Origin of the sequence: Chryseobacterium sp. S90 (assembly GCF_047444895.1) — a bacterium.
Lineage (GTDB): Bacteria > Bacteroidota > Bacteroidia > Flavobacteriales > Weeksellaceae > Chryseobacterium.
On sequence record NZ_JBLGCX010000010.1, the window covers coordinates 69,576 to 82,022 of the forward strand.

The 12,447-nt window shown below is 34.7% G+C and carries 12 protein-coding genes; 10 read left to right on the forward strand and 2 right to left on the reverse strand.

The features are described from left to right. Positions 1-549 precede the first annotated feature (549 nt). The 6 genes from ACLMCG_RS21170 to ACLMCG_RS21195 all read left to right on the forward strand — a co-directional run bounded on the left by ACLMCG_RS21170 (position 550) and on the right by ACLMCG_RS21195 (position 6,229). Positions 550-1,338 carry a sensor histidine kinase gene (locus ACLMCG_RS21170; protein WP_413961159.1) on the forward strand — a complete coding sequence of 263 codons (789 nt, stop codon included), beginning with the start codon at positions 550-552 and terminating at the stop codon, positions 1,336-1,338. A 70-nt stretch (positions 1,339-1,408) separates the two neighbouring features. Continuing rightward, positions 1,409-1,738 (forward strand): hypothetical protein, encoded by a 330-nt coding sequence (locus ACLMCG_RS21175; RefSeq protein ID WP_413961160.1) that lies wholly within the window; start codon positions 1,409-1,411, stop codon positions 1,736-1,738. Between the two features lie 30 nt (positions 1,739-1,768). Next, on the forward strand, positions 1,769-2,158 hold the full coding sequence (locus tag ACLMCG_RS21180) for a hypothetical protein (RefSeq protein WP_413961161.1): 390 nt from the start codon (positions 1,769-1,771) through the stop codon (positions 2,156-2,158). After that, positions 2,155-3,378, forward strand: coding sequence for a hypothetical protein (locus tag ACLMCG_RS21185; protein ID WP_413961162.1), 1,224 nt, complete (start codon positions 2,155-2,157; stop codon positions 3,376-3,378). The genes ACLMCG_RS21180 and ACLMCG_RS21185 overlap by 4 nt, the downstream gene beginning before the upstream one ends. 183 nt (positions 3,379-3,561) lie before the next feature. Then, positions 3,562-4,854 (forward strand): phosphopyruvate hydratase, encoded by a 1,293-nt coding sequence (eno, locus tag ACLMCG_RS21190; RefSeq protein ID WP_223598556.1) that lies wholly within the window; start codon positions 3,562-3,564, stop codon positions 4,852-4,854. An 88-nt stretch (positions 4,855-4,942) separates the two neighbouring features. Further along, positions 4,943-6,229, forward strand: coding sequence for a citrate synthase (locus tag ACLMCG_RS21195; protein WP_047427632.1), 1,287 nt, complete (start codon positions 4,943-4,945; stop codon positions 6,227-6,229). Positions 6,230-6,277: 48 nt separating this feature from the next. On the opposite strand, the gene ACLMCG_RS21200 is transcribed toward ACLMCG_RS21195, so the two are convergent. Beyond that, the gene (locus ACLMCG_RS21200; protein WP_413961163.1) at positions 6,278-7,096 is read right to left on the reverse strand and encodes an alpha/beta hydrolase; all 819 of its coding nucleotides are present in this window, start codon (positions 7,094-7,096) and stop codon (positions 6,278-6,280) included. Between the two features lie 76 nt (positions 7,097-7,172). Here ACLMCG_RS21200 and ACLMCG_RS21205 point away from each other — a divergent pair, with 76 nt between their 5' ends. The 3 genes from ACLMCG_RS21205 to ACLMCG_RS21215 all read left to right on the forward strand — a co-directional run bounded on the left by ACLMCG_RS21205 (position 7,173) and on the right by ACLMCG_RS21215 (position 11,021). After that, positions 7,173-7,550 carry a winged helix-turn-helix transcriptional regulator gene (locus ACLMCG_RS21205; RefSeq protein WP_413961164.1) on the forward strand — a complete coding sequence of 126 codons (378 nt, stop codon included), beginning with the start codon at positions 7,173-7,175 and terminating at the stop codon, positions 7,548-7,550. A gap of 154 nt (positions 7,551-7,704) precedes the next feature. Continuing rightward, positions 7,705-8,766: a helix-turn-helix domain-containing protein gene (locus ACLMCG_RS21210; RefSeq protein WP_413961165.1), complete on the forward strand. Its 1,062-nt coding sequence runs from the start codon at positions 7,705-7,707 to the stop codon at positions 8,764-8,766. Positions 8,767-8,846: 80 nt separating this feature from the next. Then, on the forward strand, positions 8,847-11,021 hold the full coding sequence (locus ACLMCG_RS21215) for a TonB-dependent receptor domain-containing protein (RefSeq protein ID WP_413961166.1): 2,175 nt from the start codon (positions 8,847-8,849) through the stop codon (positions 11,019-11,021). 35 nt (positions 11,022-11,056) lie between these two features. Here ACLMCG_RS21215 and ACLMCG_RS21220 read toward each other — a convergent pair whose 3' ends face one another. Then, complete coding sequence (locus ACLMCG_RS21220; RefSeq protein ID WP_156121335.1) at positions 11,057-11,221, reverse strand: hypothetical protein; 165 nt, start codon at positions 11,219-11,221, stop codon at positions 11,057-11,059. Between the two features lie 290 nt (positions 11,222-11,511). Between ACLMCG_RS21220 and ACLMCG_RS21225 the strand changes: the two genes are divergently transcribed. Beyond that, positions 11,512-12,426, forward strand: coding sequence for a dimethylarginine dimethylaminohydrolase family protein (locus ACLMCG_RS21225; protein WP_309434740.1), 915 nt, complete (start codon positions 11,512-11,514; stop codon positions 12,424-12,426). Positions 12,427-12,447: the final 21 nt, after the last annotated feature.

Consider the following 12,447-nt stretch of genomic DNA (forward strand, 5'->3'; position numbering starts at 1 on the left):
AAAAAAATTATCCTCTCAAGACTATTTTTTGTTGTATCTCATCGTAAATTTTTTTGTAGATTTTTTTTCAGAAATTAATATTATTTCAACCAGATCAATTCAGTATAACTATCTGAATCTTTTCAATAGTTTCTATTTTATCATTTTTTATTTTCGACACATTAAAAATAGGAAGATAGCTGTTGTAATATCTGCAATAGTTTTAATAGTAACAGTATTGAATATTGAACTTTTTTATGTTGATAAATATAATTTGAATATTGCTATTACGTATTGTGTTATCAATATATTACAGGTATTGTATTGGTGCAGTTATAAATTAAATAATATTAATAAGTCGAAAATTACAGACGATCCCATTTTTTGGATCTCAACCTCGATACTTTTATGGAGCTGTTTTTTTCTTTTCAGGATTATTCCTATGTATCTGCTGAATGAAATTGATAAGCCATTTCTAAAACTGCTGAAACAAATATTAAATGTAATCAATATTGTATGCGGTGGTTTATTTTATATTGCTTTACATAAATATAACTCAATGAATAAAAAATGAAGTCTTTACCTTCAGAAATAAAACTTATTTTTTTAATCGCATTACTTTTAGTGGTGCTTTTGGCTGCTTTTACAATTTTCGTCGTATTAATGTACAACCGAAAGCAGCTTTTATATCTGAAAGAACAACAGCTCAAAGAAGTCGAACACCAGAACCAGCTCCTGCAGAAAGAACTCGAAAAACAAAAAGTTCTTGAGCAGGAACGCGAACGTATTTCCCATGATATGCATGATGATCTGGGAGCAGGAATTTCTGCATTGAAACTACAGGCAGAATTTCTAAAGCAGAAAGCAGAAGATGATGATCTGCAAAGCGATATTGATGAACTTTTGAAAACCTCTGAAGAAATGAATATTTCTATGCGGGAAATGCTTTGGAGCCTGAACTCAGGAAATGATACATTAGGCAGCTTTATCGATTATGCGATATCATATACAGGAAATTTTTTAAAAAAAACAAAAATAGTGCTGCTTTCAGAATGTGAAGATATCACCGCAGAAACTTCCATTTCAACTGAAATGAGGCGTAATCTTTTTCTCTGTTTAAAAGAAGCTGTGAATAATGTATACAAACACAGTCATGCAAATACATTGAAACTTTCATTCTCACAGGAAAAAAATACCTTTTCTATGAAAATATCAGATAACGGAGTTGGGATTTCTGACAACGAAAAAGAAGGAAATGGCCTCCGAAATATGAAAAGGAGAATGAATGAATTATCCGGTGAATGTCATATTTTATCCGAAAACCCCGGAACATGCCTGATTTTTAAAATAATAGTATAAAAACTACCCCTTTGTGTAATTGACTGGTGTGTTTTTTAGAGGGAAATTTGATCTATAAAAACTAAAAGCCATGAAAACTCTTATTAATGACAGTATTGGAGATTTGGAAGCTGCTTTAAAAAACAACACTGATCTTCGGGAGAAATTTAAGACTAATCCTATAGAAGCCTTAAAAAATGTGGAAATCCGAAATGGGAGAGGTACAGATTATTGGATCTATAGAATTATAGTCATTATGCTTGGTCTGGCAATTATTGGAATTATTGCAGGACTTATTCTTATTTCCGCATGGAGTAATGGGCAGCCCAAAGATAATCAGCTGGTAACAATCTTTGCAACCATTTCATCAGGAGCTATTGGAGCTTTGGCCGGCCTTTTATCTCCTACACCGAGAAAATAATAAACAAATAACTTTAAAAAACCAGATGCCATGAAAGCTGTAAAATCATCAAAAACCTTAAAATTTGACCTCGCAGATAATCAAGACGTATTTTTAGAAATCACTGTATCATCTACAGGCACCTGCAGTACTCTTGTCTCTATTCCCGGAGTTAAAGAATTTGATTACGAAAAAAGAGAGAAAATAGGATCGTTTAGTGATCTTAAGGGAAAAACTATTGAAATTAATCATGAGTTTTCTTTTGAAGGTATACCTAAGAAAAATTTAGATAATGCGATTCAGCAAACACAGATTACATACTCTCTTCTTAATGTAATTGGTCCTTTGCAACCTTTTAAAAAGAAAACAAGCAAAGATTTGGACAGTGAGGATAGGATCAGTTCTGTAAAATTTATAACCATTGAACATATTACGTTATGAAAAATTTTATTCTAATACTCATTTTCTTTCCTTTGGTCTTTTATGCACAGCAAAAAAAAGACATTAATATTGAGTTGAAAGAATTAGAAATTACAACAGCACCTTCTGTTGTACTTTTAGGAGTTTCCCCATCAGAGCTTGAAATTGTCAAATCAAAAAAAGCAATTGTTCTGAGTTTAGTAAATTCTTTTAAAAAAAGTGAAGGTATTCCAGACAGTTATGCTTTTGAAATTACTCCATTCTGGCTATTACCATCAAGTAATATGAATTCTTCTAAATATGCAGGATATAATACTGTAAAGGGAAGTGATAATAAAATGAAATATAAATGGAATGCTTTCAGTGAAGTTAAAAAAGCTTCATTTTCATTAGGATTTGTAAGAGATTTATCACTAGGCACCGGGGACGAAATGAAAAACCCTTCCTTTGCCTTCAGTGTTAGAAGTACTTTGATAAGAGTTCGGACAAGGAAGAATAAAGATTCAATACTGGCTCATGATGCTAGACTGAAAGGCGTTTTGAGTAATATCAACAAAGATTGGGTACATTCAAATGAACATAAATTATTAAGTGATTCATGTATGAGAGCTGGTGTTAAAGATGATGCCAAAGCAGAAATTTTTGAAAAAGGCAAAGCTCGTTTTAAGAAAAAATTTGCTGAAAAGTATAAAAGCTCAAAAGAAGCGGATTATTACAGGAATCTGCTGGAAGCACCACCTCTCATTTCTGCAGATTTTGCAGGAGGTTACAGTACTTTTTTCTCAGATAATAAATTTTCAAACAATCATTTTGGAAAATTAGGATTTTGGTTAACCTTAAATACAGGCTTTGATTTTGCTAAAAGTGATGAACCAAATGTAGAGAAAAGACTCAATTTCTACGGTATAGTCAGATATTTAGATGATGGAACAAATTTAGATGCTAATCAACAGTTCCTAAGAACAAAAAATTGTGATTTAGGTGGAAAAGCTGAATTTACCTATAAAAGGTTCTCTATTTCTTACGAATATATTTATCGTATTAATGATATCGAAAATACCTTTCGTTCCAGTGGCTTGATTGCTTATAAGGTTTCAGATAAAGTATACATCAATGCAGCCTTTGGGAAAAATTATGGAGAAAAAGATAATCTTATTTCATTTTTGGGCCTTAATTGGGGATTGGATTCTGAAAAGAAGAGTGTTTTTGTAGATCCTCCTGATGAAAAGAAAATTCAATAACTACATCATAACTTAGAAAAACCTTTTTGAATGTTCAAAAAGGTTTTTTGTTCCTTTTAAAGTTGGAATTATCATAATATAAATTAACGAAAATTTAACTTGGATTTATTTCAAAAAAATCCCTCGAAATACCCCTAAAAGTTAAATTTTGATTAAATTTGTCTAAACTAAAAAAAATAAAAAATGAGTGCAATTTCTTATATAGAAGCAAGACAGATTTTAGATTCCAGAGGTAACCCTACAATCGAAGTAGATGTATTTACAGAAAGCGGTGCAATGGGCCGTGCTGCTGTACCTTCAGGAGCATCTACAGGAGAACACGAAGCGGTAGAATTACGCGACGGTGGTTCAGAATATCAAGGGAAAGGAGTTCTGAAAGCTGTTGAAAATGTAAAAGAAGTAATTGCAGAGAATTTAGTTGGACAGCCGGTTTTTGAACAAAACTATATCGATCAGATTATGATTGATCTTGATGGAACGGCTAACAAAGGAAATCTTGGTGCTAATGCTATTCTTGGTGTTTCTTTAGCCGTAGCAAGAGCTGCAGCTGCGGAATTGGGAATGCCACTTTATAAATATGTAGGAGGGGTGAATGCTAATACACTTCCTGTTCCAATGATGAATGTAATTAATGGTGGATCTCACTCAGATGCTCCTATCGCATTCCAGGAATTTATGGTTATGCCGGTAAAAGCAGATTCTTTCTCTCATGCGTTGAGAAAAGGAACTGAGATTTTCCACAATCTTAAATCTATTCTTCATTCAAGAGGTCTATCTACTGCGGTAGGTGACGAAGGTGGTTTTGCTCCTACTTTCAAAGGAACTGAAGATGCTTTGGATACCTTACTTCAGGCGATCGAAAAAGCAGGATACAAGCCTGGTGATGACATCATGTTGGCATTAGACTGTGCTGCGTCAGAATTCTACAAAGACGGAGTTTATGATTACAGAAAATTCCAGACTCCGGATGCTGCTCAGTTTTCAAGCAGCGAGCAGGTTTCTTACCTTGCTGAACTGGCTGCTAAATATCCAATCATTTCTATTGAAGATGGTATGCAGGAAAATGACTGGGAAGGTTGGAAAATGTTAACTGATAAAATTGGTGACAGAGTACAGTTGGTAGGAGATGATTTATTTGTGACTAACGTAGAGAGATTATCAAGAGGAGTAAAAGAAAACATTGCAAACTCTATCCTTGTAAAAGTAAACCAGATTGGTTCCCTTTCTGAAACAATGGCAGCCGTACAAATGGCTCAGAACAATAAATTCACTTCAGTAATGTCTCACAGATCAGGAGAAACTGAAGATTCTACCATCGCTGATTTAGCAGTAGCAATGAACTGTGGACAGATCAAAACAGGTTCAGCTTCAAGATCAGACAGAATGGCAAAATACAACCAACTATTGAGAATAGAAGAAGCTTTAGGCGAAACTGCGATTTTCCCAGGATTGGAAGCTTTTAAAATCAAAAGATAATTAATCGAATTTATAAATAACGGCAAGCGAAATTTTTAGTTTGCCGTATTTTATGGAAAGTGGTATATTTAAAAAAAATAAATAAATAATGTCAGACAACAAAGTAATATTGAATTACGACGGTAATTCATATGAATATCCAATCGTGGATAGTACTATCGGAGACAGAGGGATTGATATTTCAAAATTAAGAGACCAGACAGGTTTGATCACTCTGGATTTAGGTTACAAAAATACAGGAGCTACTATTAGCGACATCACTTACTTAGACGGAGATAAAGGAGAATTATTCTACAGAGGTTATCCAATTGAGCAGATTGCTGAAAAATCTAACTTCACAGAAGTAATGTATCTTTTATTACATGGAGAATTACCTACTCAGGATCAGTTTACTTCATTCGACAACAATATTAAAAAATATAACTTCATCGCAGACGAAATGAAAAAGATCATTGATGTTTTTCCTCGTTCTGCTCACCCTATGGGAGTTTTATCTTCTTTAACTTCTGCTTTGACAGCTTTCAACCCGAAAGCAGTTAACGTAAACTCTAAAGAAGAAATGGATCACGCAGCTGAGCTGATGATCGCTAAGTTCTCTCACCTTTGTGCCTGGACTTACAGAAAAACTCAAGGTTTACCATTAAACCACGGTGATAACAACCTAAACTACGTAGAGAACTTCTACAAAATGGCGTTCAGATTACCAAACGCTGATTTCGAAATCGATCCGGTAGTTGTAAATGCTTTAGATAAATTATTAATCCTTCACGCAGACCACGAACAAAACTGTTCTACTTCTACAGTAAGAATGGTAGGTTCTGCTCACACAGGTCTTTTCGCTTCTATCTCTGCTGGGGTATCTGCACTTTGGGGACCACTTCACGGTGGTGCCAACCAGGCAGTAATCGAAATGCTTGAATTGATCGAGAAAGATGGTGGTGATGTATCTAAATATGTTGCTAAAGCTAAAGATAAAGCTGATAACTTCCGTCTAATGGGATTCGGACACAGAGTGTACAAAAACTTCGACCCAAGAGCGAAAATCATCAAGAAAGCTGCTGACGATATCCTTACAGCATTAGGTATTCAGGATAAAGCTCTTGACATTGCAATGCAGTTAGAAAGAGTTGCCCTTGAAGACGAGTACTTCGTAGAAAGAAAACTATATCCAAACGTAGACTTCTATTCAGGAATCATCTACAGAGCGTTAGGAATCCCTACAGAAATGTTTACAGTAATGTTTGCATTGGGAAGACTTCCGGGATGGATCTCTCAGTGGAAAGAAATGAGACTGAAAGGAGACCCTATCGGAAGACCAAGACAGGTTTACCAAGGTGCCCAGGAAAGAAACTACATCGACATTGCAAGCAGATAATATTTGCTTATACATAAAAAAATCCCAAAGCTTGCTTTGGGATTTTTTTTATTTAAAATGTTGCCTGAAAAAAATAAAATGATACTCAATGGATTTTTTCCAATATTCTGTATTATGATTTCCCGGTTGAGAAATAAATGTAATGGGAATTTTCAGACTATCGGCAATATCTCTAATTTCAATCGTGAAAGGATAAAGTATATCTTCCGTGCCGCAATCTATTAGAAAAAGATTTCCTTTATTATAAGCTTTTAAAAGTGTTGAAATATTATATTGACTCCATTCTTCCGGTGAACCTAATGTTTTGTTCATATCATCAGTAATTCTGGTTGTATTAAAGAATTGTAAACTTGCATTTCGCATAACATTAGGATCTAACGAAAAGGCACCACTTGTACTTCCGGCAGTATTGAAATAATCTTGATGAAGCAAAAAATATCGGATAGCACCATATCCTCCCATGCTCAATCCACTGATGAAAACATTTTTTTTGTCGATGCTGAAATTTTTATGAACCTTGGGAATCAGCTCCTTAAAAAAGAAATCTTCAGCTCTTGACCCTTTATCATACGGACTGTTTATATACCATGTTGTAAACCCATCCGGGCAGACAATAATCATTTTATATTGATCAGAAAATTTCTGAAGGTCTGTTGTTTGTGACCATTGACGATAATTTTGACTGTACCCATGCAGTAAATATACTAATGGATATTTCTCTTTCATATCATAGGTTTTAGGTTTGAAAATAAGTACCGTATCTGGTTTTGATATGAATCTGGATTTTAGAATCCATTTTTCCTGCGCTTTGAATAGTTGCAGGTTTATTAGGAGGCCAATAATCAACAGAATGTTTTTTGTATACATAATTTTGTAATTTTGAGGTAAATTTCTGCAAGCTGTCTGTGAATTACAATAACGAATAAAATTGTGAGTGATCATTATGAGAAAAGAAACTTCAACCAATGTGGCAAACGAACAGTTTCTGTTCGGTATCTGTGAACTGAATTCTGCTGTAAGCATTATCAGCGGACGCTGGAAATCGCAGATTATTTATTCGATATCGGAAGGAAACAACAGGTTTCATCTTTTGAAGAAAGAATTACCTAATATTTCTGAACAGGTTTTAGGAAGACAGCTAAAGGAATTGGAAACCCATAAGATTATCATTAAAAAAGACATTCCCAATACTATTCCTTCCGGAATTGAGTATATACTGACAAACAAAGGCGAAGACCTTATCCCTATCCTGAAAAGCTTATGTGAATGGGGGAAAGAATATGAGAATGGGAAAGAAATAATGATCTGCAATATTTCTTAGAAAAACATATATGTTGCTGAAATTGAATCCAATAATTTGTTAATTTTGCTTTTATGAAATTATTGATATGCTCAGAACTGAATGATTGAATAACCAGACTTTATAATAAACTGCGATATCAAATGCTTCATTATTTAAGAATAAATTAATTATCATGACTTTCGGACAACAGATGTTATTTTTCTTCAGTGCAGTAGGAGCATTCAACGGACTTCTGCTGGGAATTTATCTGTTGTTTGTTAAAAAACTGAAGTATCTGCCGGATTTTTTCCTGGGTCTTCTTCTTCTCATGCTAAGTTCAAGAGTAGGAATTTCCGTATGCATTTACTTTTATCCCGACTTGCCGAGAATTATTCCGCATTTGGGGCTTTCAGCCTTATTTTTCACCGGACCAGCTCTATATTACTATGTGAAATCTTCCTTTCAGCAAGATCAGTTTGATTGGAAAAACTGTCAGAAATGGTTTGGAATACTAACACTAACTTTAGGAGCTGTCGGTTTATTATATCTGCTTTTCCCTGTTACATGGGAACATTATTTTGGAACATTTATTTATACCGTTTGGTCTATATTTGTATTCCTTACAGTTTACCAGTACTATAACTTTTCAAAGCAAAACCATAAGAGCCCAAACAAATTTGTTCTTCCGGTACTGATCAGTAATGTGATTATCTTTTTGACTTATCAGTTGATTTCAACGGGTTGGGTACAGATATATTGTGCAGGAGGAAGTCTGGTATTTTCATTTGTGCTGTATGCCAATTTTTTAATTCTATTCAATAAAAAATATCAGCAGCTTCCGGTAAAAGAAACAGAAAAATATTCCAATAAAAAGATTTCCGGAGAGCAGGTGGGTAATTTTGTATCAAGATTACAAAGATTAATGGATACGGAGGGGCTCTATAAAAATCCGAATTTAAAACTGAGTGATCTTGCTTCAAGAATGAATATGTCAACTCATCAGCTTTCCCAATTGTTGAATGATAATTTGGGAAAAAGTTTTGCTACCTGCATTAATGAATACAGGATCAATGAAGCCTGTGAAATGATAGAAAACGGATCTTATTTAAAGATTGAGGAGATTGGCTATGAAGTAGGATTTAATTCCAAGTCAACTTTCTTTTCAACTTTCAAGAAAATTAAAAATACAACCCCTCTTTTGTATAAACAGACTCAAACCCTTACTGAGCCTAGGTTTCATAGTTCAAATTTATAATTCAGTACTGCGGAATTTCAATTTCAAAACCGCTTTTTTACGACAAGCCGATACTTTTGATTTCATAAAATTTAAAATCTATGATCATCAAATTGTGGCTTTTGTTATTCCTGCTGTTTCTCTCCATTTTTGGTAAAGCACAGGAAATTGTAAAAAATAAATTTTCGGATTCTCTGACTCAGGTAAGATCTTCCACCACAACTATTTCTGAAGTCATTCTTCAATCAGCTCCGCGAAAGATGAAATTGAATGATGGAAACCTGGTAGTACCTGTTGCCGGAAACAGAGACTTTAAAACCTCTACCCATCTTCTTGATGTTTTAAGAAAAACACCCGGCCTTACAGTAGACCAGGAAGACGGAATTTTTATTGGTGGAAGAATCGCTCCGGCTGTTCTTATCGATGGAAAACCTGTTGTGATGAGCAATCAGGAATTACAGGCCTATTTGCGGTCTTTATCTCCAGATATGGTGGAATCTGTAGAAGTGAATACCAATCCGTCCTCAAAATACGATGCCGAATTTAAAGGGATCATTGATATTAAATTAAAAAAGAATGTCAGTCTTGGCTGGAAAGCAAGCTATAATGGTAATGCGTATATTAATAAATTCAACTACAGGGAAAATGCATTCAATACTTCTTATCACACGGGAAAAGTTACATACAGCCTTCAGGCAGGTTATAATGAAGGGATTTCTACCTATCGTTACCAGGCTTTGCAGCGGCTGGCAAATACCAATATTATGCGTACTCACACCTACCAGGAAGATTTTGGGAAGATGTATAATATTCAGGCTGGAGCTGATTTCAGAATGAATGATAAAAACAGACTTGGAGTTAATCTGAGAGGTAATTTCAGGGATAATGACCGTATACGAAACGGTTCTCTTTTTACTACCGATAAAAATGAAACCCAGACAGTATTGAATACCGTCAGTGAAAATCCCACCCGCTATTCACAGGATAATTATGGAATTACCACCGATTATTCTTTTCAAAACAAAGGATTTAAAATCAGTTTTTTAGGAAACTATCTTTCAGTTAAAAATAAACAGAATGATGATTTTATCAATAGAGATAAGGCTACAGTAAATCTTCTGTCTTACTGGAAATCTGATTTGATTAATAAAATTAATATCTATACTGCACAGATAGATGCTTCACAGAAAATTAATCATGTAGATCTTGAAGCAGGATTCAAATACAGCAGTTCAGACACTCAAAACAATATCAGGTATGATACATTATCTGCAGGAAATCAGTTTGTTTTTGATCCTTTAAGAAGTAATGTGTTTTCATATAAAGAAAAAATATGGGCTGGTTATCTGGCCTACAGACAGAAAATAGGAAGTTTACAGATCAATGCAGGACTAAGATTTGAAAATACCAACAGTATTTCCAATGCAGTTACCGTGGATTCCGTTGTTTCAAGAAACTATCTGAAATGGCTTCCGTCGTTAAGTGCAAATTATACTTTTAACAAGTCCAGTGAGCTTTCTCTTTCTTACAGCAGGAAAATAACGAGACCGGTTTTCTCTCAGCTTAATCCGTTCCGGTTTTATTTCAGTCCGCTAAATTACTGGATAGGGAATCCTTATTTGCTCCCTTCCTTTACAAGTCAGATCAAAGCAACCTATCGCTATAAAAACTGGATCACCAGCTTTACAGTTGGAAAAGAAAAAGATGTGATGACACGTTATCCACTGTACAATCCGGAAACAAATGTATTGGAGTATCTGGGAACGAATCTTCCGTACAGGAACTTTGCTGTTTTGGAAACCAGCTTTCCAGTCAGAATTACAAAATGGTGGAATATTACCAGTCAGATTACAGGATATTATAATGATGAATTCAGGCCTTATCTGGATGAGGTTTTTGCATTGAAAATTTACAATTATGAAGTGAGGCTAAACCAGGTGTTTTCCCTTCCAAAAGGATTTACCGTAAACATATTTGCTAACTATGAATCAAAAACGGGGAACAGCCTTTACATTATCAAACCAAGGTATACCGTAGAGGTATCAGTACAAAAGTCGTGGTTTGATAATCAACTGAACACTAAATTGGGTTTTAATAATCTCCTGGATTCCTATGCGCAGCGATTAGAATTCCGGCACAAAAAGATTATGGATAATCGTTTTACCCATTGGTGGGATAGCAGCCGATTGGTATTTTCACTCAGTTATACTATAGGAAGTTCAAAATATCAGGTTAAAGAAACCCAGAAGACAGAAGAAGAAAACAGAACGAGATAAGAAAGCCTGCTTGAAAAAGCAGACTTTCGTTTTTATTATGGACATTGACATCTGTCGCATGTCCAGATATAGCAGTTTCCTGCATCATCCCACTCACAGCATCTTCTGCCTGTTGAGATTGGAGCACCTCCCATTACGGATTTTTGTTGGTCTCTTCCTAATTTTTGTGCATTTTTAAGCACTGGATTGTTCTTGTTCATAACTTTGATTTTTGGTGTTAATAGTTAAGTTTTATGGATTATAATTTCGCGAAAATTATATCACTAATATAGGAAATTAAATAATAGAATTATCTGTTTTTTTGTTCTTATGTAGATGGAAAATAGTAAGTTGTAGATGTTTCCGGAACTATTCACTACAGTTAGCTGTACAGACAAGGAAATTTTGTTGAAGGTGGTTGATTTTGGAGATCAAATTTAATACATAAAATATTCCAAAAGTTTTACAGATAGAGACCTTTACTTATATTTGTAGTATTGCATAAATCTTTATGAGACTAAACATTAAAAACGAAACGGGTAGGCTGAAGTCAGTAGTTCTAGGCCAGCCTAATTCACTGGGAGCAGTTCCCACACTAGAGGAAAGTTATGACGCAAAGTCATATTACTCAATCGAACACAACATTTATCCTAAAGAAGAGGATATTATCAATGAAATGAACGCTTTTGAAGCAGTTCTGAAAAAGTATGACGTTGAAGTACTGCGTCCAAGTATCATCAAAGATTACAACCAGGTTTTTTCAAGAGATGTGGCCTTTGTGATTGACGATAAGATGATCATTTCCAATGTGATCGCGGACAGAGCAGACGAGCAGGAAGCATACAAAAGCGTTTTTGAGAAAGTAGCATGGAGAAAGATCATCAACCTTCCGGAAACAGCTCATATTGAAGGAGGAGATGTGATCGTATGGAATGATTTTATTTTTATCGGAACCTGTTTCAGCGAAGATTACAGAAACTACAAGACAGCAAGAACAAACGAATATGCCATTGAAATCTTAAAAGAATATTTTCCAAAGAAAAGAATTATTGACCTAGAACTGAAGAAAAACGATAAAGTTCCGTTTGAAGGTATTCTGCATCTGGATTGTACATTCAATCCCGTAGGAGAAGACAAATGTATCATTTATAAAAACGGATTCGTTGATGAAAGTGACTACCGCTTGATTATCGATATTTTCGGAGAAGAAAACTGTTTCCATATCAATGACGAAGAAATGTTTGAAATGTTCCCGAATATCTTCTCGATTGCACCTGATGTGGTAGTTTCAGACAAAGCATTCACAAGAATGAATGACCATTTGAGAAACGTATGGGGAATGACCGTTGAAGAAATCCCTTACAGAGAAATCTCTAAAATGGGTGGTTTGTTGAGATGCTCTACAATGCCGCTTGTGAGAGAATAATGGAGTAGGAGGGTTTGAGAG